Origin of the sequence: Pseudomonas sp. GL-B-26 (assembly GCF_019947405.1) — a bacterium.
GTDB lineage: Bacteria > Pseudomonadota > Gammaproteobacteria > Pseudomonadales > Pseudomonadaceae > Aquipseudomonas.
In genome coordinates, this window is record NZ_JAGYGJ010000049.1 from 1 (window position 1) to 25504 (window position 25504).

Below are 25504 nucleotides of genomic sequence, written 5' to 3' on the forward strand. Positions count from 1 at the left end.
AGTAATCCATCTCCACAACCAAACGGATCGCCTCCGCTTTTTCCTCAGATGTAACAACCCGATATCCCATGATGATTCCTAAAGTCGACGCTCCTACATCATGGTCCAAAAATATTCGACCACTACAGGCTCACTCCTACATATGGAATGCGTTCCCTTGTAGGAGTGAGCCTGCTCGCGATGGGGCCCTCACACCCACTGAAGATTTCAGCCTTTCCAACATACAGAAACAATTAAGCAGCCCTTCGGCTGCTCGATAAACTGTGCCCGTTACGTTTACGTTACCGTGATGCTGGCCCTGTACGTGGCCTTTCTCCACGGCAACGTGCCATCACGCTACTCACCTACACACTTTTTGCCGCCAAAGCTACGCACCAATTTGGCGCGCATCCTCAGCTCGTCGCCCTTTCCTGGATCAGAATCCACGGCGAAACGACCACTGCCCACAGCTCCGGATCGCGTTCGAAAAGATCCAGCGCCCGCGTTTCAGACAGCTTGGCGACCTTGTCGGCGGCCAGCCAGGCAGCCACTTTCTTGCCTTCATCGGTCGCGACTGCCTCCGCTGCAGCAATCAAATCCAGACCGGGGTCGACCCACAATAGGGCACCCTTGGCGAAGAACGGCTCCAGCTCCTTCCAGGTAATAGATGCGGTTTCACCAAGCAGCTTGGCATAGAGGGTGCTAGGTTCTTGAGTCATGGGTCCTGTCCGGAAAAGAAATCGACGTCATCATAACGTTGGTGGACTGGCAGAAAAACCCGGATGCAATTGAGTTACCGATTGAAAACAGCAGGAAAGCCAAGGATTGCTGATATTTCAGCTATAACCCCCGCCGCCATTCTGTCTTTTTCTTTCAAAAAAGCGACACCCTCTGATTTTGCCCCCTGGCGCCAGCTTCCCAGGCTAACAATTGGCGCTCTACACTGTACCGGTACAGTTGCCGGGGGCATTTTCCGGAGGATATCGAAGATATCTGACCCGGTTCTGCTGCTACGGCGCCAGGACTATAAAAACTACAACAGTAAGAGTGGAGCACTATGACTAAGGCTACTAAGCAGATTTCCAAACTGTTTGCCGCTATGGTTCTGGCCGGGGTTGCCAGCCATTCGTTCGCAGCTGACACCATCAAGATCGGCATCGCCGGCCCTAAAACCGGCCCTGTAGCCCAATACGGCGACATGCAGTTCAGTGGCGCCAAAATGGCCATCGAACAGATCAACGCCAAAGGCGGCGTAGACGGCAAGAAACTCGAAGCCGTTGAATACGATGACGCCTGTGATCCAAAACAAGCGGTAGCGGTCGCGAACAAAGTCGTCAACGACGGCGTCAAGTTCGTGGTCGGTCACCTGTGCTCCAGCTCCACCCAACCGGCTTCGGACATTTACGAAGACGAAGGCGTGATCATGATCACCCCGGCTGCCACCAGCCCGGACATCACCTCCCGTGGTTACAAAATGGTGTTCCGCACCATCGGTCTGGACAGCGCCCAGGGCCCTGCCGCCGGTAACTACATTGCTGACTTCGTAAAACCGAAAATCGTTGCTGTTCTGCACGACAAACAGCAATACGGTGAAGGCATCGCCACCGCCGTGAAGAAAACCCTGGAAGGCAAAAACGTCAAGGTTGCCGTGTTCGAAGGCATCAACGCCGGCGACAAAGACTTCTCTTCGATGATCTCCAAGCTCAAGCAAGCCAACGTCGACTTCGTCTACTACGGCGGCTACCACCCGGAGCTGGGTCTGATCCTGCGTCAAGCCCAGGAAAAAGGCCTGAAAGCCAAGTTCATGGGTCCGGAAGGCGTGGGTAACGACTCCATTTCGCAGATCGCCAAAGACGCTTCCGAAGGTCTGCTGGTAACCCTGCCGAAATCCTTCGACCAGGATCCGGCCAACGTCGCCCTGGCTGATGCGTTCAAAGCCAAGAAAGAAGACCCGAGCGGTCCATTCGTGTTCCCGGCCTACTCGGCTGTGACCGTGATTGCCGACGGCATCAAGGCTGCCAAGAGCGAAGACGCTGCCAAAGTGGCTGAAGCCATCCACGCAGGCACCTTCAAGACTCCGACTGGCGACCTGAGCTTCGACGCCAAGGGCGACCTGAAAGACTTCAAATTTGTGGTTTACGAGTGGCACTTCGGCAAACCAAAAACTGAAGCCAAGCCTCAGTAAGGCGTTGCCTGACTGACTGCCAATAAAGCCCACGGCGTGCCGTGGGCTTTGTTTTACGAACGTATTGGGCCGCGCTGGCGTGATCCGCCAGTCTCCCCACCTGAAAATCTCAAAACCGTCATCAGCGGTTCGCTGGCAAACCTCGCGTTCGAAGTGGATGCAGATCCACGGGGCTCGAGCGGGAAAATGACTCCACCAGTGAAATGCGTATCAGGTTTTTAGGAGCGCTGTAATGCCTGACATCTATCACTTTTTCCAACAGCTGGTTAATGGTCTGACCATTGGCAGCACGTATGCCCTGATCGCCATCGGCTATACGATGGTTTACGGCATCATTGGAATGATCAACTTCGCCCACGGCGAGGTGTACATGATTGGCTCTTACGTGGCGTTCATCGCCATTGCGGGCCTGTCCATGATGGGACTCGACAGTGTTCCACTGTTGATGACCGCCGCTTTTCTCGCGACCATTGTCGTGACCAGTGCCTACGGTTACAGCATCGAACGGATCGCCTACCGCCCTTTGCGCGGCAGCAACCGTCTGATCCCGCTGATTTCCGCCATCGGCATGTCGATCTTCCTGCAGAACACGGTTCTGCTGGCGCAAGACTCCAAGGACAAATCCATCCCCAACCTGATCCCCGGTAACTTCTCCATCGGGCCAGGTGGCGCACAAGAAGTGCTGATTTCCTACATGCAAATCGTGGTGTTCGTGGTGACCTTTGTCGCCATGCTCGGCCTGACGCTGTTCATCTCCCGCTCTCGCCTGGGTCGCGCCTGCCGCGCCTGTGCCGAAGACATCAAGATGGCCAACCTCTTGGGTATCAACACCAACAACATCATCGCCCTGACCTTCGTCATCGGTGCCGCACTGGCAGCCATCGCGGCTGTGTTGCTGAGCATGCAATACGGCGTGATCAACCCGAACGCCGGCTTCCTGGTCGGTCTCAAGGCCTTCACCGCAGCGGTACTGGGCGGTATCGGCAGCATCCCCGGAGCGATGCTCGGCGGGATCGTGCTTGGGGTGGCGGAAGCCTTTGGTGCCGATATCTTCGGCGACCAGTACAAGGACGTCGTGGCGTTCGGCTTATTGGTTCTGGTGTTGTTGTTCCGGCCAACCGGCCTGTTGGGCCGTCCGGAGGTTGAAAAAGTATGACTAGGAATCTTAAACAGGCGTTGTTCAGCGCCTTGCTGGTGTGGGCCGTTGCCTACCCGGTACTCGGTCTGAAACTGACCATTGTCGGCATCAACCTCGAAGTCCATGGCACCAGCAACGCAACGCTGATCACCATCGCCGTGTGCTCGGTGCTGATGTTCCTGCGGGTGTTGTTCGATCAGCAGATCAGCTCGGCCTGGAAATCCTCGCCGAACATGCCGGTGATCCCGGCCAAGGCCAGTACTTTCCTGACCCTGCCGACCACTCAGCGCTGGATCATCATCGCGTTGATCATCGGTGCGCTGGTCTGGCCGTTCTTCGGCTCCCGCGGTGCGGTGGATATCGCCACGCTGGTGCTGATCTACGTGATGCTCGGCCTGGGCCTGAACATCGTGGTCGGTCTGGCCGGTCTGCTCGACCTCGGTTACGTCGGCTTCTATGCCGTCGGCGCCTACAGCTATGCGCTGCTGTCGCACTACTACGGTCTGAGCTTCTGGATCTGCCTGCCAATCGCCGGGATGATGGCGGCCACCTTCGGCTTCCTGCTCGGCTTCCCGGTCCTGCGTCTGCGCGGTGACTATCTGGCGATCGTGACGCTGGGCTTCGGTGAAATCATCCGTCTGTTCCTGCGTAACCTGACCGGCCTCACGGGTGGTCCGAACGGCATCAGCAACATCGAGAAACCAACGTTCTTCGGCCTGACCTTCGAACGTAAAGCCGCTGAAGGCCTGCAGACGTTCCACGAGTACTTCGGCCTGGAATACAACTCGATCAACAAGGTGATCTTCCTTTACCTGGTTGCGCTGTTGCTGGCGCTGTTTGCCCTGTTCGTGATCAACCGCTTGCTGCGCATGCCGCTGGGCCGTGCCTGGGAAGCGTTGCGTGAAGACGAAATCGCCTGCCGTGCGTTGGGTCTCAATCCTACAGTCATCAAGCTCTCGGCCTTCACCCTCGGTGCCTGCTTCGCCGGTTTCGCCGGCAGCTTCTTCGCCGCGCGTCAGGGCCTGGTGACACCGGAGTCGTTCACCTTCATCGAGTCGGCGACCATCCTCGCCATCGTGGTGCTGGGTGGCATGGGCTCGCAACTGGGCGTCGTACTCGCCGCCACGGTGATGATCCTGTTGCCGGAAATGATGCGTGAGTTCAGTGAATACCGCATGTTGATGTTCGGCGCCTTGATGGTGCTGATGATGATCTGGCGTCCTCAAGGACTGCTGCCCATGCAACGTCCTCACATGGAGCTGCGCAAATGAGCCGCGAGATCCTTAAAGTCGAAAATCTGAGCATGCGCTTCGGCGGTTTGCTGGCGGTCAACGGCGTAGCCCTGAGCGTGAAGGAAAAACAGGTCGTGGCATTGATCGGCCCCAACGGCGCCGGCAAGACCACCGTGTTCAACTGCCTGACCGGTTTCTACCAGCCGAGTGGTGGCAGCATCCTGCTGGATGGCGAGCCGATCGAAGGCCTGCCCGGCCACAAGATTGCCCTCAAAGGCGTGGTGCGCACCTTTCAGAACGTGCGGTTGTTCAAGGACATGACGGCGGTCGAGAACCTCTTGATCGCCCAGCACCGTCACCTGAACACCAACTTCCTGGCCGGTCTGTTCAAGACCCCGGCGTTCCGCAAGAGCGAGCGCGAGGCCATGGAGTTCGCCGAGTTCTGGCTGGACAAGGTCAACCTCAAGGCGTTCGCCAACCGTCCGGCCGGCACCCTTGCCTACGGTCAGCAACGTCGTCTGGAAATCGCTCGCTGCATGATGACCCGTCCGCGGATCCTCATGCTCGACGAACCGGCCGCCGGCCTGAACCCGAAGGAAACCGAAGACCTGAAGGCGCTGATCAGCATGCTGCGTGAAGAGCACAACGTCACCGTGCTGCTGATCGAACACGACATGAAACTGGTCATGAGCATTTCCGACCACATCGTCGTGATCAACCAGGGCACGCCTCTGGCCGACGGCACACCGGAACAGATCCGCGACAATCCCGAAGTGATCAAAGCCTACCTGGGGGAAGCGTAAATGCTGCAATTCGAAAACGTTTCCACCTTCTACGGCAAGATCCAGGCCCTGCACAGCGTCAACGTGGAAATCCGTCAGGGCGAAATCGTCACCTTGATCGGTGCCAACGGCGCGGGCAAATCCACCTTGCTGATGACGCTTTGCGGTTCGCCGCAAGCCCACAGCGGCAGCATCAAGTACATGGGTGAAGAGCTCGTGGGGCAGACCTCGGCGCAGATCATGCGCAAGAGCATCGCCGTGGTTCCGGAAGGTCGTCGGGTGTTTGCCCGCCTGACCGTGGAAGAAAACCTCGCCATGGGCGGATTCTTCACCGACAAGGGCGATTATCAGGAACAGATGGACAAGGTTCTCGGACTTTTCCCACGCCTGAAAGAACGCTTCGCCCAACGCGGCGGCACCATGTCCGGCGGCGAACAGCAAATGCTCGCCATCGGCCGTGCGCTGATGAGCAAGCCCAAGTTGCTGCTGCTCGACGAACCTTCGTTGGGCCTGGCACCGATCATCATCCAGCAGATCTTCGACATCATCGAACAGCTGCGAAAGGATGGTGTGACGGTGTTCCTGGTGGAGCAGAACGCCAACCAGGCGCTGAAAATTGCTGACCGTGCGTACGTTCTGGAGAACGGCCGGGTGGTGATGACAGGCACTGGGGAAGCGCTGCTGACTGATCCGAAAGTACGTGAAGCGTACTTGGGTGGTTGAGTCTTTGCGGTAAACAAAAAACGGCCTTTGGGCCGTTTTTTTATGTCTGCCCCCAAACCCGAAATCACTGAAGATCCCCTGTGGGAGCGGGCTTGCTCGCGAACGCGGAGTGCCATTCAGCATTCATGTCGACTGATACTCCGCCTTCGCGAGCAAGCCCGCTCCCACAGGTTCGGTGTGATGAGCTAAAGCCGATCCAGCGCTTCACCGCTGCGCTTGAACCAGCCAATCAGATAATCCGCCAGCACTTGCGTACGTTTCGGCAAACCGCCCTGATACGGGTGAACCAGGTACATAGGCATGCGGCGGGTCTGATAGTCACGCAAGAGCCATCGCAATCGCCCGTCAGCCAATTCCGTTTGCAACAAGTAGGACGGCAACCGCGCAATGCCGGCGCCGGCCAGTGCCGCTTTCTTCAGCAGGCTGTAGTGGTTGCTGGCGAACGGTCCCGAGACTCGCACCCGCAACAACTCGTGTTGCTGGTGATAGAGCCACTCTTCGCGACCGCTGTAATGACTGTTGAGCAGGCAGCGGTGTTCAGCGAGTGCTTGAGGCGTCAACGGTTCGCCGTATTGCTCAAGGTAGGCCGGGCTGGCGCAGGTCATTTCGTGCCAGGCTAAAAGCGGTCGAGCCACCAGGCGCTCGTCATTGCCCACTTCGGAGCGAACCGCCAGATCAAACCCGTCGCGGGACAAATCACGGTAGTTGTTGCTCAGGTCCAGCTCGATCTGCACCTCGGGGTACTTGCCGGAAAACTCCAGCAACAAGCCATCGAAGAAGGTTTCCCCCAGCGATACCGGAACCGTCATACGCACCGGGCCGGCCATGTCGTCCTTCAGCCGCGCCAATGCCTGACGCGCCCTCTCGACCTGGACTACGAGCGCCTGGGCTTGCGGCAACAGCGCCGCACCCGCTGCCGTCAAACTCAAGCGCCGGGTGGTGCGTTGCAGCAGGACCACGGAAAACCGTGTTTCCAGCAGGCTGATGCGCTTGGACAATTGGCCCTTGCTACAGCCCAATTGCTGCGCCGCCAAGGTGAAACTCCCCGCTTCGATCAACACCGCGAACGCCGCCAGATCATCCATTTCGCTCATGGATTGTTTCCATTTGAAAACCAAAGGTTGCCTATTAGCGCGCTTATCAATGGAAAAAACCACACTAGACTTCAACCTCGTTTAACCACTTCGAGGAACAGCACAATGAAAATTCTTTTGATAGGCGCAGGCGGCACCATCGGTTCGGCGGTCGACAAAGAGCTGTCCGAGCGTCACGAGATCATCCGTATCGGCCGCAACAGCGGTGATTTCCATGTGGATATCAGCGACAGCGCATCGATTCGCAAGCTGTTCGAGAAAACCGGCAAGTTCGATGCACTGGTCTGCGCCGCCGGCAACGTAACCTTCGCCCCCCTCGATGAAATGACCGAAGAAAGCTTCGCGCTGGGCCTGAAAGACAAGTTAATGGGCCAGGTCAATTTGCTGCTGATCGGCCGCGAGTTCGCCAATGATGGCGCCTCGTTCACCTTCACCACTGGCGTGCTCAGCCACGACCCGATTCGCAGCGGCGCCTCGGCAGCGCTGGTCAACGGTGCCCTTGACAGCTTCGTCCGTGCCGCAGCGATCGAACTGCCTCGCGGTCTGCGCGTCAATTCGGTGAGCCCGAACGTACTGGTCGAAGCCATGGGCAGCTACGCGCCGTACTTCCGCGGCTACAAACCGGTTCCGGCAGCGGATGTGGCATTGGCCTACGCCAAAAGCGTGGAAGGCCTGCAAACAGGTCAGACCTTTCACGTGGGCTAAACCCTTGTGATGAACGGTCAGGCTGAGTAACGTGGCGACACTTGTCTGGAGACTCAAAGATGCGTGTTGCCCGTTCCTTAGTCCTTGTTGCCCTGCTTCCGCTGTTCGCCGCTTGCCAGTTGCTCGATGGCCCGCGTGAAAGTGCCTCCCACGTGGGCCAGACCCGCATGCAGGGCCAGTTGACGGCGGCCGACGGCAAGCTGTTGTTCCAGCCGTGCAATGAGCAGCGCAGTTATGTGGTCAACGACACCGGCGGCACCAGCGTCCTGCAAGAGGCCGCAACCCTGGCCGATGCCCAGGGCAAGCTGTTTGCCGACGTGCGCGGCCGAGTCAACGCCAGTGGTGCCGACAACCGCCTCGATCTTGCGCAGCTGTACCGCGTCGAGCGCTCGGGCACCGCGTGCAACGATCCGAATTTCAAATTGCTTATCCTGCGCGCCGCCGGCCATGGGCCTGAGTGGAACGTGAAAGTCAGCGGCAAAGGCATGGTCATCGAGCGCGCCGGTCAGCCGCCATTGGCCGTGCCCTACGTTGAAGAGCAACTGGGCGATGGCCGCTTCAACCTCAGCACCGAAGCCAATAACCAACGCATTGAACTGTGGGTCGCGCCGCAACGTTGCGTCGACAGCACCACCGGCAGCGTCCAGCACATGAGTGCCGAACTGCGCGTAGACGGCCAGGTTCAGCGTGGCTGCGGGTATTTCGGCGGATCGCGTAACGACTGATCGTTTTAGCCTCACGGGAATCATTCTTTGAGGCTTATAATCGCGGGCTTCAAACGCCTTGGCGCAGTTGTGCGCCCCGCGAACCGGATCCTGTCATGTTACGAATCACCGAACTCAAGCTGCCGATCGACCATCCCGAAGAAGACCTGCGCCCTGCCATCGTGCAGCGCTTGGGCATCACCAGTGATGACCTGCTCGATTTCACCTTGTTCAAGCGCAGCTACGATGCGCGCAAAAAGTCCTCCGAACTGTGCTTCATCTACACCATCGACCTCAACGTTCGCGATGAGGCGACGGTGCTGCACACGTTCGCCGATGACCGTAACGTCAACGTGGCGCCGGATGTCAGCTACAAAGCGGTCGGCCAGGCGCCGGCTGATCTTGAGCAACGTCCTGTCGTGGTGGGCTTCGGTCCGTGCGGGATTTTCGCCGGGCTGCTGCTCGCGCAAATGGGCTTCAAGCCGATCATCCTCGAGCGCGGCACCGAAGTGCGTCAGCGCACCAAGGACACGTGGGGTCTGTGGCGTAAAAGCGTGCTTAACCCGGAGTCCAACGTGCAGTTCGGTGAAGGTGGCGCGGGGACATTCTCCGACGGCAAGCTCTACAGCCAGATCAAGGACCCGAAATTCATCGGTCGCAAAGTCCTGCACGAGTTTGTAAAAGCAGGCGCGCCGGAAGAAATTCTCTACGTCAGCAAACCGCACATCGGTACGTTCCGTCTGACCGGTGTTGTGGAAAACATGCGTGAGCAGATTCGCGCGTTGGGTGGCGAAGTGCGCTTCCAGCAGCGCGTTACCGACGTATTGATCGAGGACGGCCAACTGGTCGGCGTCGAGCTCAATGGCGGCGAGCAGATCCATTCGAAACACGTGATTCTGGCCCTCGGCCACAGCGCCCGCGACACCTTCCGTATGCTCCACGGCCGTGGCGTGTTCATGGAAGCCAAGCCGTTTTCGGTGGGTTTCCGCATCGAACACCCGCAATCGCTGATCGACCGCGCGCGCTTGGGCAAGTACGCCGGCCACCCGAAACTCGGGGCCGCCGACTACAAACTGGTGCACCACGCCAGCAACGGGCGTTCGGTCTACAGCTTCTGCATGTGCCCGGGCGGCACCGTGGTGGCGGCGACGTCCGAGCCGGGCCGCGTGGTCACCAACGGCATGAGCCAATACTCGCGTAACGAGCGCAACGCCAACTCCGGGATCGTCGTCGGGATCACCCCGGAAGTCGATTATCCGGGCGGCCCGCTGGCGGGGATCGAGTTGCAGGAACGCCTGGAATCCCACGCCTTTGTGCTGGGCGGCAGTAACTACGAAGCACCGGCGCAACTGGTCGGTGACTTCATTGCCGGCAAGCCTTCCACCGAGTTGGGCAGCGTAGAACCCTCCTACAAACCGGGGGTTGCCTTGGGTGATTTGGCGCTGGCCTTGCCGGCGTTTGCCATCGAAGCCATTCGCGAAGCCTTGCCAGCGTTCGAGAAGCAGATTCGCGGTTACTCTCTGCACGACGCCGTGTTGACCGGGATCGAGACGCGTACGTCGTCGCCGCTGCGGATTACCCGTGACGAGTCGATGCAGAGCCTGAACGTGAAAGGCTTGTTCCCGGCGGGTGAAGGCGCGGGTTATGCGGGCGGGATTCTGTCGGCGGGTGTCGACGGGATTCGGATTGCAGAAGCTGTGGCCCGCGACATCCTAGGCCTCAAGGCCTGACCTGCATTACCTGGAATAAATGCAAAACCCTGTGGGAGCGGGCTTGCTCGCGAAAGCGGTGGATCAGCCAACATCTCTGTTGAATGTGAAACCGTATTCGCGAGCAAGCCCGCTCCCACATTGGATCTTCAGTGCTGAACAATCTCAGATATTGGCGCGCAGAACGGTGGCCGGCAGCAGCTCACCGCGCTCGACACTCCCCGCCACGGCATCCATCAAACCACTCAACTCATACCCCTGGGCCTTGAGCCAAGCCTGATCGTAATAGGTGGTGGCATAACGCTCGCCGCCATCACACAAAATCGCCACGATTGACCCCGACTCCCCCGCCGCTGCCATCTGCTGGGCCGCCATCAACGCGCCGATCAGGTTAGTACCGCTCGACCCGCCGACCCGTCGTCCCAAACGCTGCGCCAGGTAATGCATGGCCGCCAGAGACAACGCGTCCGGCACCTTGACCATCGCATCGATCACTTTGGGCAGGAACGACGCTTCCACCCGAGGCCGGCCGATGCCTTCAATCCGCGAACCGCAATCCAGGCGCAAACTGGCATCGCCGGTCTGGTAGTAATCGAAGAACACCGAGCGCTCGGCATCGGCGCAGAGCACGCGGGTGCAATGTTGGCGATAACGCACGTAACGGCCCAGCGTCGCGGTGGTGCCGCCGGTGCCGGGGCTGGAAATCAGCCAGCTCGGCTCGGGGTGCAGCTCGAAGCGCATTTGCTGGAAGATCGACTCGGCGATGTTGTTGTTCGCCCGCCAGTCGGTAGCGCGCTCGGCATAGGTGAACTGGTCGATGAAATGCCCATCGTGTTCGCGAGCCAGCCGCTCGGATTCGGCGTAGATCTGCGTCGGATCGTCGACCAGATGACTCTTGCCGCCGTAGAAGGCGATCTGCGCGATCTTCTCCTTGGAGGTGGTCGCCGGCATCACCGCAATGAACGGCAAGCCCAGCAAACTGGCGAAGTACGCCTCGGAAATCGCCGTTGAACCGCTGGACGCTTCAATCACCGGCGCCCCGGGCTTGAGCCAGCCGTTACACAGCGCATACAGAAACAGCGAGCGCGCCAAGCGGTGCTTCAGGCTGCCGGTGGGATGGCTGGACTCATCCTTGAAATACAACTCGATGCCCGGAAAACCCGGCAGCGGCAAGGGGATCAGGTGGGTGTCGGCGCTGCGCTGGAAGTCGGCTTCGATGATCCGGATGGCTTCGCGGGCCCACTGTCGGTTGTCGCTCATGGTGGTTTTCTCGTTGATTCGGCCTTGTTGCAAGGCTCAGCTAACAAGCTTAGGAAAAAACCTACATCACGCACAGATACAGCTGAGGTTCAATACGCCCGACAACTGCTAGGCTCAGGTCCCTGACGGTCGTTCGCGTTGTAACGGCATATAACAAAAAAGAATATAACTTTTGTTTTAACAACTAACGGTACGGGTTAGGGTGTGCCACCTTTTGAATTCATCGATGGAGAGCGACCTTGCCTCTGCGTAGCACTTTCACGCGTTTCTTCCAGTTGGAAGCTGCCAGCGGTCTGTTATTGATCGCCGCTGCTGCCCTGGCTTTGATCATCAACAATTCCCCGCTGTCGTGGCTTTACAGCAGCTTTCTGGACACTCCGGTAGTGGCGCAGATCGGCGCGTTGCAAATCGCCAAACCGGCGCTGCTATGGATCAACGACGGCCTGATGGCCCTGTTTTTCCTGCTGATCGGGCTGGAAGTGAAGCGCGAAGTTCTTGACGGTCAACTGTCGAAACCGTCGCAAATCGTCCTGCCCGGCGCGGCGGCGATTGGCGGCATGGTGGTTCCGGCGTTGGTCTACTGGTTTCTGAACCGCGAAGACCCGGCAGCCCTGAGTGGCTGGGCCATCCCGATGGCCACCGACATCGCCTTCGCCCTCGGCGTACTGGCCCTGCTGGGTAAGCGGGTGCCGGTGTCGCTGAAGCTGTTCCTGATGACTTTGGCGATCATTGATGACCTCGGCGCAATCATCGTCATTGCGATCTTCTACTCGGGTACGCTCTCGACCCTTTCGCTGTCTCTGGCCGCGACGTGCATCGTGGCGCTGATCGCGATGAACCGGCTCGGGGTGGTCAAGCTCGGGCCGTACATGATCATCGGCCTGATCCTTTGGGTTTGCGTGCTCAAGAGCGGCGTCCACGCGACACTGGCCGGTGTGACCCTGGCCTTCTGCATTCCACTGCGCACGAAAAACGCCGAACCGTCGCCGCTGCTGACCCTCGAACACGCCCTGCATCCATGGGTGGCCTACGGCATCTTGCCACTGTTCGCGTTCGCCAACGCCGGCCTGTCCCTGAGTGGCGTGACCGTCGAAAGCTTCACTCACCACGTACCGATGGGCATCGCGGTTGGCCTGCTGCTGGGCAAAACCCTAGGCGTCTTCGGCCTGACCTGGTTGGCCGTGAAAATCGGCATCGCCGCCCTGCCCCAAGGCGCCAACTGCGGCCAGGTATTGGGCGTGGCAATCCTCTGCGGCATCGGCTTCACCATGAGCCTGTTTGTCGGCTCCCTGGCGTTTGTACCGGGTGTCAGTGAATACGCCGGGATGGATCGGATGGGAATTTTGACCGGGTCGATACTGGCGGCGCTGATTGGTTATGCGGTGACGGCGGCAGCGAGTCGCAAGAGCACCGTTCTGCAATCCTGATAAACAGAGACAACTCCTAGAGTCATTCAAGACTCGTCCTACAGCCACGATCAGCCTCGTTCGTTAACGTCGCACAGCCCCTTTTTTGGGGGCTGTCGACGGACGAACGCAAGGAAGATCAGTGGCTGGCAACAAGGACATTCCCCGGGTTCAGAACCCTCCGTCAGGCGACGGTCATCACGTCACTCACCGCTTTATGACGGCTACCGAACTGGCCGCGCGGGACGCCAGACAAAACGCTTACGACGCCATGCTCGCAAGGCAAGACGCCTTCGAACGGAGTCGTGAGGTTGCCGCGAAAAAGCATGAAGTCGTTCGCGCGGGCTGCGTCTTCGCCAAGTCCTGCAAGCTGCCGGACGCCATCATCGATTACTCGAATCCTTCGGGAATGGTACCCACCGATAGCCTCAAGGACTACGGAGAAGTCGCCTGGCTCGGTGCTCGCGAGGTAGACGATGCAGGGCTGCTGAATCTTGAAACGATCAGTGGCAGCACCGTCTCGCTTGGCATCGGCCGAATGGCTCTTCGCACACCGACTCTCGCCGTTCCCACCGCAGCACTCAGTGCTGCTGGAACCGCCATATTGGCCGGCCTGGTCGCGTTTTTCTGGACGCCGAGCCTGGGCGACAGCGCGCTCTATACCGAAGACCAGTTGCGCGCCCTGAAACAGGCTCGAACTCGCGTTCGGCTGAGAATCGAGCAACAGGCTGACGGTAGTCTCAAAGGATACGGTTTCTACACCGGAAAAAACCGCGATTGGGAAATGGTTGATGTCGTGCAATTCACATTGCGTGGCAGTCAGCAGGTGGCGGATCTGGGGGATGGTGTTGAGCTGATCTGGACACCGGCTGTGGATGGTTCCGACATCCTCGGCATTCCAGCGCTGGAAGCTGCGCCGCAAGCGCCGCATATTTGGGTTTATCCGCCGACGAAAGCGGCGGATAGCATCATCGTGAATCCGGTTTATCCGCCTGAGTACAAGGATTTCATTCTTGTATTTCCGGTTGGTTCTGGGGTGTCGCCGCTATATGTTGTGATCAGCGCGCCTCGTAAAGGCTTGCCAGCAGCTGGTCACAGTTATCATCCAGCACCAAAAACCGAAGAAATCACTGCATTTCCGGGCCTTAGAAAGGCCAAGAAAAAGAATCCCATCGTAGGAGGCGGAGGACTTAGAGAGCGCTGGATTGATGCAAAGGGCAAAACCATCTACGAGTGGGACTCTATGCATGGGGAGCTGGAAGCTTATCGCGCAAGTAATGGGAGTCACTTGGGAGCATTTGACCCCATAACAGGTGAGCGACGTGACGATGCTCAATCTAAACGCAACATCCCCAAAAAATACTTGTGAGACGACGATGGGACTGAAACTAAGGTTGGAATGGTATGACAAGCAAACTGAAATTTGTGAGGGGGAAGAGTCCTCCAAAGATTTAGGTGACGATGAGTCAATACTTGATGCTCTCGGCATCCCCGTCGAAAACAATATTAACAATGGAGGCTTTGATGTTGGCAGCCATTGGGTTGCCATTATTCAACCCTACTTTCGCCACCTAATTGACCTGGCCGCCTACGATCACCAACTATCTTTCGATTATCGCGAGAACTGGTAACCCCGCCGAGACACTCAACTTACCGCTGACCGGATGGTCAGCCAATTTTCGTTAACGTCGCGCAGCCTTTTCGAGGGCTGCGAAGCCAGGTAGAAGGACCTCAAAATGACTGAAGATAAAAAACGTGCGCTATCTATCCATCGCCGGTTTTCACCCTGATGAAAAACAAGATAATTCATTGCAGTTCCAATTGACCATCAAAGACTATGAATTGAACCAGGCATTAGCTCAATTGACCGAGTCAAAAAAACTGGAAGAAATAGAGCCTGGAGAGCTGGAGCTAACAGCTGCTCAAATCCTACTGGTTGCAGAACTACTAGAAGTCGACTTCCCCGAGGGGCTGGAATATTTCATAGGTCCCCGCGCCGCGTCGTGACAATCCTTAACAAACAAAACCCCGACCAGTCACCTGATCGGGGTTTTCTTTTACCCGTATTCCCGCTTAATGCGAAACGCGGCTAGTCCCATCTACAGTAGCAATCCGCACCCGCTCACCAACACGGAATACTTCATTCTCCTGAACCTGTTGTACGTAGGCGCGCATGCTGCCGTCGTCTTCACGCACGGTGATTTCCACGCCCTGAGTGCGGGTCAGGCCTTCTTCGGCTGCAGAACCTGCCAGGCCGCCAGCGACGGCGCCGATAACTGCAGCAACGATGCTGCCACGACCGCCACCGATAGCGCTGCCGCCAACGCCACCCACCGCCGCACCGGCAAGGCCGCCGATTGGGGTTTTGGTGCCTTCGATTTTGACCGGTCGCAGGGATTCGATCGTACCCATGCGAATGGTCTGCACGCGACGCGCTTCGTCACGGGAGTAGGAGTCACCGGTCAGGCTCGATTGGCAGCCAGTGAGCAACATCGCCATCGTGGAAAAGGAAGCAACCAGCAGAACAGACTTACGCATAGCATCAACTCCAAAGGACAGGTATTCATTAAACTCCGCAGCTTGACGCCTGTCACGGCATCGCCCGGATAAAATTGGTTTGATTCAGGCCCGGTACAGGCACCTCCACGAACTCACCACACAGTAGCGGCAAATTCCGGAATCTGCGTCGCTGCCCCAAGGATTGTCATGGATTACTTCATTATTGTCGTCACTACCGTTGCCGGATTGTATTTCCACGGGTGGCTATACGTGCGGATCAAACGCTGGATGGACCGCGATCTGGCGTTGGCACTGGCGGGTAAAGACGAGCATAAAAAGGCGTTCATGCTCCAGCAACTGGCGAACGCTCAAGCGCAGAAAATCAAGCGCCGAGACCTGCCCCAGTGGCTTGAAGCCGCTGCGGCAGGCTATCCCGATCGGTAGACGGCTTAAGGTGCCAGACGTTCAAGAATCCAGTCGGCGCCCTGAAAGCGGTAGTTGAGGCGATCGTGCAGGCGGCTCGGACGGCCTTGCCAGAACTCGATACGCTCCGGTAACAAACGATAACCGCCCCAGTGCTCAGGGCAATGAGGTTGCGTGTCGCTGAAACGTTGCTCGGTGTTCTTGAGCAGCGCTTCCAGCTCGGCACGATCGGCGATTACCTGGCTCTGGGGCGAAGCCCAGGCACCGAGGCGGCTGCCCAGTGGACGGACCTGGAAGTAGGCGTCGGACTCTTCAGGCGTGACTTTCACCACCCGCCCCTCGATGCGCACCTGGCGCTCCAGGGCCGGCCAGAAAAAGGTCATGGCCGCGAACGGGTTCGCGGCCAGATGCTGACCCTTGGCGCTGTCGTAGTTGGTGAAGAAGGTGAAACCCTGCTCGTCCAGTCCCTTGAGCAGCAGAATGCGGCAATGCGGCCGACCGTCCTGATCGACGGTGGCCAGGGTCATGGCGTTGGCTTCCACCGGCGCCTGCTCGGTTTTCACCGCGTCGGCGAACCACTGAAGGAACAGCGCGAATGGCTCGGCCGGGGCTTGCGCCTCGGTCAGGCCATCACGGGTGTAGTCGCGACGCATATCAGCCAGGCCCTGGGTCATGGCGCATTCCTTTTGGTTAACGAATCACTTTTTTACAGTATCGGCGGCGTCGGCGACTTTTTTCGTGTCGGCAGTGGCTTTGGCCGGAGCAGTCTTTTTCGCCGGCGTTGCAGTTTTAGCCGGTGCCTTCTTGGCGGCGGCTTTCTTGGCCGGGGCTTTTTTCGCAGCAGGCACAGCCGCTTTCTTCGCGGCTGGTGCCGGGGTGACCGGCTTGACCACTGGCTTGACGTCCTGGGCAGCGACCAACTTCACTGGCGCTGGCGCCGGCATGTTGTACTTACTCAGTAACGCGACCATGGTGTTTTGCGGGGTCACCAGCAGTTCGATGCGACGGTTCAAGGCACGGCCTTCATTGCTGTCGTTGGCAGCACGCGGGGCTTCGCCACCCATACCGCGCAACATCAGGCGATCACGCTGCAGACCGCTGAGGCGGAAAATCGCTGCCACGGCCTGGGCACGCTCCTGGCTCAGTTTCACGTTGGCCGGTGCGGCGCCCGATGTATCGCTGTGGCCGAGAACCAGCACGGCGGTTTTCGGATCGACTTCAAGGATTTTCGCGACGCGAGTGAACGGACCGAGGGTCACCGGCAGCAGCATGGCCGGACGGTCAGGGTTGAACGAGCCTTCTACTGGCGCGGTCACCACCAACACGTTTTCACGACGTTCGAGTTGCAGATTGCTGTCCTTGATCGCTGCGCGCAGACGCGGTTCGTAGTCGTCGAGCCAGGCCTGGGTAACTTTAGGATCGGGCATCGGCACGGCTTTAGCAGTGCTTTGCTCTTTGCCGCCGAACGGCCACCACCAATTGCCACCTGCATCGGCCTCAGCCTTGGCCTTGGCCTTGGCCACCTCGACCGGTTTGGCTTCAGGATTGGCTTCAGCTTTTACCTCTGGCTTCTTGTCGAGAACTTCTTCGGAACCGAATGGCCAGTACCAAGGGTTGGAGCTTTCAGCCTTGGCAACCGGAGCAATCGCGGCAGGCTTCAAAGGTGCCGGGGCTGGGGTCGGAGCCGGACCTTTAGCGGCGACTTTGTCGGAAGAACCGAACGGCCACCAGCTGCTGCCATCCGAGTCATTTTGTGGAGTTTGTGCGCAACCGGTAATAGCGAAGCACAGGGCCAAAGCGAGAGTTTTATTGGATGACATTGAATATCCACAAAATAGGTAATGAAAAATCAGGCCGGGTTGACCCGGATAAACAGACGCTTGGAAACCATAAAGGCCTTGGGGTTCCGGCCCTGGAACCCCTGAGCGTGATTTACAGACAAGTGGCCAGTGCCCGCACAAGCTTTTGCGCGCGCGGATCCATCAAGACGTACGGCCCTAGGGTATTTGTCACAAAGCCGAAGGCCACATCGTGTTCCGGGTCAGCAAAACCGGTGGAACCGCCCGCACCCGGATGACCGAACGCACGAGGGCCGAGGCCGTAGGTGGCGTTGGGGACGTCCGGTTGATCGAGCATGCAACCCAGGCCGAAACGGGTCCGGGTCAGTAAAGTCTTGTCCTCGCCGAGGCTGTGCTCGCGCGTCAGTTCCTCGAGCATTTCGCTTTCCAGCAAGCTGCCATCGAGCAGACCCGCATAGAACCCGGCCAGGCTGCGGGCATTGCCGTGACCATTGGCGGCCGGCTGCTGCATGCGTCGCCACTCGGGTTTGTTGGTGCTGGTCATGATCGACGGCGGGTTAGTGAACGCCCTCGTGGTCATGGCCGTCGGCTCGCGCATGGTCACTTGCAGCAAGCGCTGGGCGGCGGCATCGCCGACATTGCCCTTGCCACGGGCGATGTGCGCCACGCGATGGAACTCCTGGTCCGCCAGGCCGACGTGGAAATCCAGGCCCAAAGGCTTCGCGACCCGTGCCACGATGGACTCACCCGGCCCACGACCGTCGGCACGACGCAGCAACTCACCGACCAGCCAGCCGTAGGTGATTGCCGCATAACCGTGACCAACCCCCGGCGTCCACCACGGTTCTTCGGCGGCCAGGGCGTCAACCATGGTTTGCCAGTCGTAAAGGGCTTCCGGGGCCAACAGCTCACGCAGTGCCGGTAGACCGGCCTGATGGCAGAGCAATTGACGCAGGGTCACGGACGCTTTGCCGGCGGCGGCGAACTCGGGCCAGTAGCGGGCAACCGGAGCATCCAGTTGCAGCTTGCCTTCGGCCACCAGTTGCAGGGCAGTCACGGCGGTAAAGGTCTTGGTGCAGGAAAACAGGTTGGCGATGGTGTCGCTGTGCCAGGCTTCGGTGCCGTCCTTGTCAGCGGTGCCGGCCCAAAGGTCGACCACGGTTTCACCGCCAATCTGGATGCACAACGCTGCGCCACGTTCCTGAGGATCGTCGAACAGCGCCGCGAAAGCCTCACGCACCGCTTCGAACTTCAGCTCGTAAAAACCCTGAATCTGCACCCGCAACTCCTCTGGATAAACGCTCTACAAAGTGGCCGCATTGTTCCAGCCATTGAAGGTTTTGGAAACAGGGCCGGGCCGGGCGGTCGCCATCCCGCCCGAGTGAAACACTCAGTAAATCTTACGTACTTGTCAGCACTCAGTGGCCATTGCCGGAATGCCCACCCGCATGACCAGCGCCCTGCCCCGGGCCTTTGCCGGCGTCGCCTTTTCGGTCGCCCTCGGCGGCATGGCTGGCTTTTTCAGCTTCGGCGCTGGCCTTCTCGGCCTCTTTACCGAGCTGATCGACGGTCTGCAAATTGCTCTTGCGCACGCTGTCGACGAAGCCCTGGAACGGCAGATCGGTAATGCCCACCAGCCCGAAGTGACCGTTCTCGCCATCCAGCAGACGACCGGTAACCGGTTGGTCAAGGTATTGGAACCAGTGCACGCCGACGATCGACGGTTCGCTCATCGCCTGTTTGAGGAAATTGGCGTAAGCGGCCCCACGGTCTTCTTCCTTCGCCAATTGCGTCACGCCGCCCCAGAACGGGCCGCGATCCGCGGAGCCAAAGTTGAACTCGGTGATCAGCACAGGTTTGTCCAGGCTGCGCAATTTGGCGAAGTCATACCCGTCCTGCGGTTGCAGGGTGTACATGTTGAAGCTCAGCACGTCGCAATACTGGGCGCAGGACTCAACCGCTTCCGGGGTGCTGATAGCAAACCGGCCACCCAGCAACAGCTGATTCGGCGCGTGCCACTTGAGCGAGTCGGAGAGGGTCTTGAAGTACGTGTCGGCGAAGACCTTCTGGAAGTATTTGAAGTCGGCTTCGATTTCCGGGTATTCGGCGCTTGGCAGCGGCGGCACGAAGCCCGGGTCTTCCATCAATTCCCAGGCCGGCAAATCAATGCCCCAGGCTTTGGAAAGGCCTGCCTGATTGCGGTACTTGTCCCGCAATTGCTTGAGGAATGCGCGCTTGGCCGGCACGTCGGTAGTCATTTTCAAGGTGCCGTAGGCCAAGGCGTAACGGGCTTTCGGGTCGTCGCCGGGACCGGCCCAGGCCAATTCGTTGTCGGCAAAGTAGCCGATCAGCCACGGATCGTCGCGATGGTCGCGCGCGGCGATGGCCACGGCACGTTCGGTGGCCATGGCGAATCGTGGGTCGAACGGATCGGGCATGCCGCCCCACCAGTCGGTGCCGGTGCTGATGCTGGCGTAATCGCCGACGATCGACAGCGGCAAGGTGTACGGCACGCGATCAGCGCTGGCCAACGCCGGGGCGCTCCAGTTGCCGAGGGTGTTGAAGCCCCAGGCTTGCAGGCGATCAAGGGTGTGGCTGGCCCAGCGTTGTTCATCAACCAGCGCTTTGCAGGGTTCGGCAGGTGTTTGCTCAGCTGCTTTCGCGGCGGTCGCTTCAACGGCGCCGGTCTTCGCGGATTCGGCGACACCGGCCTTGGTGTCGCTGGTCAACACACACGGCGGACCATACAGACGCTGCAAGTTGGCACCATAGAAGTCGTACCAGCGACCGGCATTGTAGCCTCGGCCCTGATCGACGCCGTTGCCACCACGGTTATCGCCTTCGCCATAATGGCTGGCCAGAGGCTCGTCGGGTTTGGGCAGCGATTCAAACATCCACTCGCGGCCGGCGACGTAGGTCTGGTCGACGTCCGGGGTGACGGTGTTGACCCCGAGCGAATAGAACGGGTGGCCTTCCGGGGTCACCAGGTACCAGCGACCGTCGCGCTTCTCAGTGCGGAAAAACCCGCTGGCCTTGAAGGCCGGACCTTTGTTCCAGCCACCAAACTTGTCCAGGGACGACTTCTCGCGCTCGGCCAGCCAGGTTTTCAGTTGCTGCTGTTCCTTGGCGGCGGCGCTTTTCAGTTGCTCGTCGCTGCTGACTTTCTCTGGCCATTTGGCCCGGGCCGACTGGCCGTAAGCGTCTACAAGGCCGCCAAAAGCCGCTTGGGTAACCGCATCGCCGTCCTGCACGCCAAAGCGTTCCAGCAGAATGCTTTGGGCGACTTTTGGCTGATCCATCGACAAGGTCACCGACACCACCTGGCTGCGCTCCAGCTCACCGGCGCTGCTGGCCAGCAATACGCGCTGCCCCTCAAAAGTGATCGGCATCGGCGGGCCGGCTTTCAGGCCAAGGCTCAATGGCGTAAAGGGCTGCAGCGGCACCAACAAGGTTTGCGCAGGGCCGGCCGGCAAGTCGACGCGGCTGACCAGTGTCTTGCCGTCGTTGCTCTGGATTTTCACGTACAGGGTCACGGCCCAGTTCATTGCGCTCTGAATCCGCAAACTCATGAAGCCCGACTGCGACCAGTCCCAGGCGCCAGTCTGCGGGGTCAGACGCAAGGTCGGTTGTGCCACCGGGTTGAACGTCACCCGACGCAACACTTCGCCTTCGGCCGTTTGCTCGGCGTTGGATTGCGGCAGGCTGGCGTCCTGAGTCGCCACCTGGACCACATCGGCGGGGCGCACAAAGTTGAACAGCGTCTGTTGGCCGGCAGGAGCCGCCAGCAAAGGGGCTGCGAACATCAGAGCGAAAACGGCAGGTAACGAACGGCGCAGCGAACGGCGAATCATGAGAACGAAATTCTCCCTAACGACCCGGATGGGCCAGTGGAAAAGCGATGGCAGAGAGATAGACAACGCGGTGGGCAAATTTGCCCACCGGTGTATCAGGAAATTTCTCGACGGAAGGGTGGCAACGCATTGAGGATCGCTTTGCCATAACGCTGGGTCACCAGACGTCGATCGAGCAAGGTGATGGTTCCGCGGTCTTCTTCGGTGCGCAGCAAGCGACCGCAGGCCTGGACCAGCTTCAGCGAAGCATCCGGCACGGAGATTTCCATGAACGGATTGCCACCCCGTGCTTCGATCCACTCGGCCAGGGCCGCTTCGACCGGATCATCGGGCACCGAGAATGGAATCTTCGCGATCACCACGTGCTCGCAGTAGGCACCGGGCAAGTCGACCCCTTCGGCGAAACTGGCCAGGCCGAACAACACACTGGAATCGCCACCGTCGACGCGCGCCTTGTGTTTGTTCAGGGTTTCCTGTTTCGACAGGTTGCCTTGAATGAACACCTGCTTGCGCCAGTCGCGGTCGAGGCCGTCGAACACGTCCTGCATCTGTTTGCGCGAGGAGAACAGCACCAGGGTGCCGCGCGAACCTTCCACCAAGGCCGGCAAATCACGGATGATCGCCGCGGTGTGGGCCGGCGCATCACGCGGATCGGCCTTCAGGTCCGGCACTCGCAGCACGCCGGCGTCGGCATGATGGAAGGGACTTGGGACCACAGCGGTCACGGCTTTTTTCGGCAGGCCGGCGCGCATGCGGAAGCGGTCGAAGGTACCGAGCGCGGTCAGGGTCGCGGAGGTCACCAGCGCGCCGTAGGCGACGTTCCACAAATTGCGACGGAGCATTTCCGCCGCGAGGATCGGGCTGGCGTTGACCTCGATGTCGAACAGCGAGCCGCTTTCGGCCAACGTCAGCCAACGGGCCATGGGCGGGTTGTCTTCCGGGTCTTCAGCAGTGAACGCCACCCACAATTCCCAATTGCCCGAGGAACGGGACAACAGGCTGCCGAACAGCGGATACCACTCTTCGGCCTGGTTACTGGCGATGCCGATGTTGACCTCGCCGTCCATGCCTTCCTTGAGCAGTTCGGTGAGCCGAGTGAACAGGTCGGTCAGACGGGCAAAGCCCTTCTTCAGCTCGACACCCATCTCGCGCATGTGCTCGGGAATCACCCCGCCGACGAAGCGGTGACGCGGCCGCTCGCGACCTTCAACGTCTTCGCCGGGCTTGAAATCGGCGACCTGCTCGCAGGCGCTGAACATGAATTGCTGCTGGGTCTTGATCTCCCGCGCCAACTCCGGCACTTGTTCGATCAACTTGCCCAGGTCGCCCGGCAGCGGATGCTGGGCCAGCAACTTGGTGAGGTTCTTGGCGGTGGTTTCCAGCCAGTCGGCGGTGGACCGCAGACGCGTGTAATGGGCGAAATGGCCGATGGCCTTGTCCGGCAGGTGGTGGCCTTCGTCGAACACGTAGATGGTGTCGCGCGGGTCCGGCAGCACGGCACCGCCGCCCAGCGCGAGGTCGGCAAGGACCATGTCGTGGTTGGTGACGATCACGTCAACCTTGCCCATGCCTTCGCGGGCCTTGTAGAAGGCGCACTGGCCGAAGTTCGGGCAATGGCGATTGGTGCATTGGCTGTGATCGGTGGTCAGGCGCGCCCAGTCGGCATCTTCCAGTGCGGTGGACCAACTGTCGCGGTCGCCGTCCCACTTATTGCCGGCGAGTTTCTCGATCATGCTGGTGAACAGCTTCTGACTGGCCTCGTCGACCTCGATCTTGAAGCCTTCTTCTTCGAACAGCTGCGCCGTGGCGGTTTGCGCGTGACCTTCCTGGAGCAACATGTCGAGCTTGGACAGGCACATGTAGCGCCCGCGCCCCTTGGCCAGGGCGAAACTGAAGTTCAGCCCGCTGTTGCGCATCAGGTCGGGCAAATCCTTGTAGACGATCTGTTCTTGCAGGGCCACGGTGGCCGTGGCAATCACCAGGCGTTTGCCGGCGGCCTTGGCCGTGGGGATGGCGGCCAGGCTGTAGGCCACGGTTTTGCCGGTACCGGTGCCGGCTTCCACCGCGACAATCGCGGGGTCGCCACTGCGCCGGCCTTCGTCGTCGGTGTCGATGTCACCGAGGACCTTGGCAATTTCGGCGATCATCAGGCGTTGGCCGTAGCGCGGCTTGAGGCTCTTGGCTTCGAGAAAACGCGAGTAGGCGCCCTGGATCGTGGTTTTGAGTTCAGTGCTGATCATGGATTGTCGGGCGCAAAAAACGCTGGATAAATTTTCAGTGGTTCGGTTCGGCCGCTATCATACCCCGCTAATTAATCCCGCGCAGAACGGAGTACCCCAATGACACCTTTTGGCATCGTTTACACCCTGCATGTCCTGTCCGCCCTGGTCTGGGTTGGTGGCATGTTTTTCGCGTGGATGGTCTTGCGGCCCGCGGCGATGAAGGCGCTGGAGGGCCCTGCCCGGCTGAAGCTGTGGGTAGAAGTGTTTCAAGGTTTTTTCCGCTGGGTCTGGGTCGCGGTGGTGCTGTTGCCGGTCAGCGGTGTGGGCATGATTCATCTGCAGTACAGCGGTTTTGAAGCGGCGCCGCGGTATGTGCAGGTGATGATGGGGTTGTACGTGGTGATGACGGCGCTGTTTATCCGGATTCAGGCGTTGTTGTTGCCGGAGTTGCGTACGGCGGTGGCGGCGCAGGACTGGCCGACCGGGGCTGCGACGCTTGGGAAAATTCGCAAGTTGGTGGGGATTAATCTGATGGTCGGGTTGGTGCTGGTGGCGATTGCTGCGGCTCGGCCTACCTTCTAAAGCCTCACAGCTTTTGTGGCGAGGGGACTTGTCCCCGTTCGGCTGCGCAGCAGTCGTAAACCAGACACTCTCCGGTTTGGTGCCGCTTCGCAGCACAACGGGGACAAGTCCCCTCGCCACAGGGGTCTGGGGCGTTCTTACAACCGCTGAACAGTCACCGCCCCCGCCGCACCCGCAGGCCCCGGCTGACCATCAACACCCGGTCTGCCGTTCTTGCCGCCATCAGCCTTGTAAACAAAGCAGCCCTTGGCCTTGCCACCCGCGCCCGGTTTACCGCCAGGCCCGGCCACACCACCGTCACCGCCAGCCACCTGAACCTTGATCAGTTCCGTCGGGAAATCACGCGGCACTTCCAAACGAACCAGTGCACCCGGAGCGCCGGCCTGACCGTCGCTGCCATCACTGCCATCGGCACCGCGACCGGCCTGGCCCCAGGTACAACCCGGTGCCTGACCGTTGGCCCCATCGAGACCGACGAAACCCGGCGCGCCCGCACCGCCGCGAGCGTCCACCAACAATTGCGGCGCACTCAGTGCCTTGATCTGCAAGTTGAGGTTACGCCCGGAGCGGGCTGCCTTGAGGTAAGTTCCCGGCGCACCGCGAGCCGTGATCTGGCTGCCTTCCGACAACTGCGCACGACTGACCTTCAGCTCAAACGGCTGTTCGCCGGGTACGATGGCGATCCGCGCTTCACGTCCCAGACGCAATTCGCCGACGGTGACCTCGGTCACATTCGAGGGAATCAACAACGTGCCGTAGTCGGCCACTTCCAGGCGTTCCAGCTGCAAGGTGCTGGCGGTGTTGGGCAAACGCATCAGCGAGTTGGTTTCGACGCTCACCACCTGGGCGCAGGCCAACGGGCTGATGAGTGCAGCGAGCAGACAGAGTTTACGCATGGGAAGCCTTAGGCGCGGTCGGAGCCGGGATGGTTTGCAGGTGGAAAACGCCGAAAAAAAGGATCTTCAGGCGATCAAGCCAAGGGTGGGCGCGACCTCTGAGGCTGCGGAAACAGAACACCGCCTCAAGAAGATGAAGGGATGCCAGCAGGCCGCCGGCCAGATCGACCAACAGATGCAGAGGATTGACAAACGGCATGAGCTGATTGACCAGCACCACCAGCCAGAACAGCAGGGTCAACAACTTCCCCAGCCCCCAAAACACGTTCATACGCCCCCCGTTGAGAATTATTCTTTGCACGCACAGTACCGGCT

Annotated in this window: 25 protein-coding genes; 14 read left to right on the forward strand and 11 right to left on the reverse strand. The window is 59.6% G+C overall.

Annotated elements, in window-relative coordinates:
- Positions 1–392 precede the first annotated feature (392 nt).
- Positions 393–698 carry a DUF2288 domain-containing protein gene (locus tag KGB23_RS24750; RefSeq protein ID WP_223432942.1) on the reverse strand — a complete coding sequence of 102 codons (306 nt, stop codon included), beginning with the start codon at positions 696–698 and terminating at the stop codon, positions 393–395.
- Positions 699–1036: 338 nt separating this feature from the next.
- Here KGB23_RS24750 and KGB23_RS24755 point away from each other — a divergent pair, with 338 nt between their 5' ends.
- From KGB23_RS24755 to KGB23_RS24775, 5 genes are all read left to right on the forward strand, one after another.
- Complete coding sequence (locus KGB23_RS24755; protein WP_150654892.1) at positions 1037–2164, forward strand: branched-chain amino acid ABC transporter substrate-binding protein; 1128 nt, start codon at positions 1037–1039, stop codon at positions 2162–2164.
- 232 nt (positions 2165–2396) lie between these two features.
- Positions 2397–3320, forward strand: a complete 924-nt coding sequence (gene livH, locus KGB23_RS24760; RefSeq protein ID WP_046046220.1) for a high-affinity branched-chain amino acid ABC transporter permease LivH — start codon at positions 2397–2399, stop codon at positions 3318–3320.
- Positions 3317–4573 (forward strand): high-affinity branched-chain amino acid ABC transporter permease LivM, encoded by a 1257-nt coding sequence (locus tag KGB23_RS24765; protein ID WP_223432943.1) that lies wholly within the window; start codon positions 3317–3319, stop codon positions 4571–4573. The genes livH and KGB23_RS24765 overlap by 4 nt, the downstream gene beginning before the upstream one ends.
- Positions 4570–5337: a high-affinity branched-chain amino acid ABC transporter ATP-binding protein LivG gene (gene livG, locus KGB23_RS24770; protein WP_223432944.1), complete on the forward strand. Its 768-nt coding sequence runs from the start codon at positions 4570–4572 to the stop codon at positions 5335–5337. Before KGB23_RS24765 ends, livG begins: the two co-directional genes overlap by 4 nt.
- Positions 5338–6039 carry an ABC transporter ATP-binding protein gene (locus tag KGB23_RS24775; protein WP_046046223.1) on the forward strand — a complete coding sequence of 234 codons (702 nt, stop codon included), beginning with the start codon at positions 5338–5340 and terminating at the stop codon, positions 6037–6039.
- 185 nt (positions 6040–6224) lie between these two features.
- Here the strand turns inward: KGB23_RS24775 and KGB23_RS24780 are convergent, their stop codons facing one another.
- Positions 6225–7133, reverse strand: coding sequence for a LysR family transcriptional regulator (locus KGB23_RS24780; RefSeq protein ID WP_223432945.1), 909 nt, complete (start codon positions 7131–7133; stop codon positions 6225–6227).
- 105 nt (positions 7134–7238) lie between these two features.
- Here KGB23_RS24780 and KGB23_RS24785 point away from each other — a divergent pair, with 105 nt between their 5' ends.
- From KGB23_RS24785 to KGB23_RS24795, 3 genes are all read left to right on the forward strand, one after another.
- The gene (locus KGB23_RS24785) at positions 7239–7838 is read left to right on the forward strand and encodes a short chain dehydrogenase (protein ID WP_223432946.1); all 600 of its coding nucleotides are present in this window, start codon (positions 7239–7241) and stop codon (positions 7836–7838) included.
- Positions 7839–7897: 59 nt separating this feature from the next.
- Entirely contained in the window at positions 7898–8563 is a 666-nt protein-coding gene (locus KGB23_RS24790) for a COG3650 family protein (protein WP_223432947.1), read from the forward strand.
- A 95-nt stretch (positions 8564–8658) separates the two neighbouring features.
- Positions 8659–10272, forward strand: a complete 1614-nt coding sequence (locus KGB23_RS24795) for an NAD(P)/FAD-dependent oxidoreductase (RefSeq protein ID WP_223432948.1) — start codon at positions 8659–8661, stop codon at positions 10270–10272.
- 144 nt (positions 10273–10416) lie between these two features.
- On the opposite strand, the gene KGB23_RS24800 is transcribed toward KGB23_RS24795, so the two are convergent.
- Positions 10417–11511, reverse strand: a complete 1095-nt coding sequence (locus KGB23_RS24800) for a PLP-dependent cysteine synthase family protein (RefSeq protein WP_223432949.1) — start codon at positions 11509–11511, stop codon at positions 10417–10419.
- A 239-nt stretch (positions 11512–11750) separates the two neighbouring features.
- Here KGB23_RS24800 and nhaA point away from each other — a divergent pair, with 239 nt between their 5' ends.
- The 4 genes from nhaA (at position 11751) to KGB23_RS24820 (ending at position 14924) form a co-directional block, all read left to right on the forward strand.
- Positions 11751–12938, forward strand: coding sequence for a Na+/H+ antiporter NhaA (gene nhaA, locus KGB23_RS24805; RefSeq protein WP_223432950.1), 1188 nt, complete (start codon positions 11751–11753; stop codon positions 12936–12938).
- 121 nt (positions 12939–13059) lie between these two features.
- Positions 13060–14286 carry a colicin E3/pyocin S6 family cytotoxin gene (locus KGB23_RS24810; RefSeq protein WP_223432951.1) on the forward strand — a complete coding sequence of 409 codons (1227 nt, stop codon included), beginning with the start codon at positions 13060–13062 and terminating at the stop codon, positions 14284–14286.
- A 7-nt stretch (positions 14287–14293) separates the two neighbouring features.
- Complete coding sequence (locus KGB23_RS24815; RefSeq protein WP_223432952.1) at positions 14294–14548, forward strand: colicin E3-like toxin immunity protein; 255 nt, start codon at positions 14294–14296, stop codon at positions 14546–14548.
- Between the two features lie 124 nt (positions 14549–14672).
- The gene (locus KGB23_RS24820) at positions 14673–14924 is read left to right on the forward strand and encodes a pyocin S6 family toxin immunity protein (protein WP_223432953.1); all 252 of its coding nucleotides are present in this window, start codon (positions 14673–14675) and stop codon (positions 14922–14924) included.
- Between the two features lie 66 nt (positions 14925–14990).
- Here the strand turns inward: KGB23_RS24820 and KGB23_RS24825 are convergent, their stop codons facing one another.
- Positions 14991–15455: a glycine zipper 2TM domain-containing protein gene (locus KGB23_RS24825; protein ID WP_150654882.1), complete on the reverse strand. Its 465-nt coding sequence runs from the start codon at positions 15453–15455 to the stop codon at positions 14991–14993.
- A 168-nt stretch (positions 15456–15623) separates the two neighbouring features.
- Here KGB23_RS24825 and KGB23_RS24830 point away from each other — a divergent pair, with 168 nt between their 5' ends.
- Complete coding sequence (locus KGB23_RS24830; RefSeq protein WP_223432954.1) at positions 15624–15860, forward strand: hypothetical protein; 237 nt, start codon at positions 15624–15626, stop codon at positions 15858–15860.
- Between the two features lie 5 nt (positions 15861–15865).
- Here the strand turns inward: KGB23_RS24830 and pdxH are convergent, their stop codons facing one another.
- From pdxH to dinG, 5 genes are all read right to left on the reverse strand, one after another.
- Positions 15866–16513, reverse strand: coding sequence for a pyridoxamine 5'-phosphate oxidase (gene pdxH / locus KGB23_RS24835; RefSeq protein WP_223432955.1), 648 nt, complete (start codon positions 16511–16513; stop codon positions 15866–15868).
- A gap of 24 nt (positions 16514–16537) precedes the next feature.
- Positions 16538–17659, reverse strand: coding sequence for an OmpA family protein (locus tag KGB23_RS24840; protein ID WP_223432956.1), 1122 nt, complete (start codon positions 17657–17659; stop codon positions 16538–16540).
- Between the two features lie 112 nt (positions 17660–17771).
- Positions 17772–18917, reverse strand: a complete 1146-nt coding sequence (locus KGB23_RS24845) for a serine hydrolase domain-containing protein (protein WP_223432957.1) — start codon at positions 18915–18917, stop codon at positions 17772–17774.
- 139 nt (positions 18918–19056) lie between these two features.
- On the reverse strand, positions 19057–21489 hold the full coding sequence (locus KGB23_RS24850; protein WP_223432958.1) for a beta-galactosidase: 2433 nt from the start codon (positions 21487–21489) through the stop codon (positions 19057–19059).
- A 95-nt stretch (positions 21490–21584) separates the two neighbouring features.
- Positions 21585–23729, reverse strand: coding sequence for an ATP-dependent DNA helicase DinG (gene dinG, locus KGB23_RS24855; RefSeq protein ID WP_008153901.1), 2145 nt, complete (start codon positions 23727–23729; stop codon positions 21585–21587).
- Between the two features lie 99 nt (positions 23730–23828).
- Between dinG and KGB23_RS24860 the strand changes: the two genes are divergently transcribed.
- Positions 23829–24293, forward strand: a complete 465-nt coding sequence (locus KGB23_RS24860; protein WP_223432959.1) for a CopD family protein — start codon at positions 23829–23831, stop codon at positions 24291–24293.
- Between the two features lie 137 nt (positions 24294–24430).
- On the opposite strand, the gene KGB23_RS24865 is transcribed toward KGB23_RS24860, so the two are convergent.
- Both KGB23_RS24865 and KGB23_RS24870 read right to left on the reverse strand, forming a co-directional pair.
- Positions 24431–25189, reverse strand: a complete 759-nt coding sequence (locus tag KGB23_RS24865; RefSeq protein ID WP_223432960.1) for a collagen-like protein — start codon at positions 25187–25189, stop codon at positions 24431–24433.
- Positions 25182–25460 (reverse strand): DUF1145 domain-containing protein, encoded by a 279-nt coding sequence (locus KGB23_RS24870; protein ID WP_150654874.1) that lies wholly within the window; start codon positions 25458–25460, stop codon positions 25182–25184. The genes KGB23_RS24865 and KGB23_RS24870 overlap by 8 nt, the downstream gene beginning before the upstream one ends.
- Positions 25461–25504: the final 44 nt, after the last annotated feature.

Coding starts and splice junctions, on each gene's coding strand:
- KGB23_RS24750 (WP_223432942.1), bottom strand. CDS start 698: ATGACTCAAGAACCTAGCACCCTCTATGCCAAGCTGCTTGGTGAAACC.
- pdxH (WP_223432955.1), bottom strand. CDS start 16,513: ATGACCCAGGGCCTGGCTGATATGCGTCGCGACTACACCCGTGATGGC.
- KGB23_RS24765 (WP_223432943.1), top strand. CDS start 3,317: ATGACTAGGAATCTTAAACAGGCGTTGTTCAGCGCCTTGCTGGTGTGG.
- KGB23_RS24825 (WP_150654882.1), bottom strand. CDS start 15,455: ATGCGTAAGTCTGTTCTGCTGGTTGCTTCCTTTTCCACGATGGCGATG.
- KGB23_RS24830 (WP_223432954.1), top strand. CDS start 15,624: ATGGATTACTTCATTATTGTCGTCACTACCGTTGCCGGATTGTATTTC.
- KGB23_RS24870 (WP_150654874.1), bottom strand. CDS start 25,460: ATGAACGTGTTTTGGGGGCTGGGGAAGTTGTTGACCCTGCTGTTCTGG.
- livG (WP_223432944.1), top strand. CDS start 4,570: ATGAGCCGCGAGATCCTTAAAGTCGAAAATCTGAGCATGCGCTTCGGC.
- KGB23_RS24850 (WP_223432958.1), bottom strand. CDS start 21,489: ATGATTCGCCGTTCGCTGCGCCGTTCGTTACCTGCCGTTTTCGCTCTG.
- KGB23_RS24780 (WP_223432945.1), bottom strand. CDS start 7,133: ATGAGCGAAATGGATGATCTGGCGGCGTTCGCGGTGTTGATCGAAGCG.
- KGB23_RS24755 (WP_150654892.1), top strand. CDS start 1,037: ATGACTAAGGCTACTAAGCAGATTTCCAAACTGTTTGCCGCTATGGTT.
- KGB23_RS24800 (WP_223432949.1), bottom strand. CDS start 11,511: ATGAGCGACAACCGACAGTGGGCCCGCGAAGCCATCCGGATCATCGAA.
- KGB23_RS24795 (WP_223432948.1), top strand. CDS start 8,659: ATGTTACGAATCACCGAACTCAAGCTGCCGATCGACCATCCCGAAGAA.
- KGB23_RS24865 (WP_223432960.1), bottom strand. CDS start 25,189: ATGCGTAAACTCTGTCTGCTCGCTGCACTCATCAGCCCGTTGGCCTGC.
- KGB23_RS24860 (WP_223432959.1), top strand. CDS start 23,829: ATGACACCTTTTGGCATCGTTTACACCCTGCATGTCCTGTCCGCCCTG.
- KGB23_RS24815 (WP_223432952.1), top strand. CDS start 14,294: ATGGGACTGAAACTAAGGTTGGAATGGTATGACAAGCAAACTGAAATT.
- KGB23_RS24785 (WP_223432946.1), top strand. CDS start 7,239: ATGAAAATTCTTTTGATAGGCGCAGGCGGCACCATCGGTTCGGCGGTC.
- KGB23_RS24790 (WP_223432947.1), top strand. CDS start 7,898: ATGCGTGTTGCCCGTTCCTTAGTCCTTGTTGCCCTGCTTCCGCTGTTC.
- livH (WP_046046220.1), top strand. CDS start 2,397: ATGCCTGACATCTATCACTTTTTCCAACAGCTGGTTAATGGTCTGACC.
- KGB23_RS24775 (WP_046046223.1), top strand. CDS start 5,338: ATGCTGCAATTCGAAAACGTTTCCACCTTCTACGGCAAGATCCAGGCC.
- KGB23_RS24840 (WP_223432956.1), bottom strand. CDS start 17,659: ATGTCATCCAATAAAACTCTCGCTTTGGCCCTGTGCTTCGCTATTACC.
- dinG (WP_008153901.1), bottom strand. CDS start 23,729: ATGATCAGCACTGAACTCAAAACCACGATCCAGGGCGCCTACTCGCGT.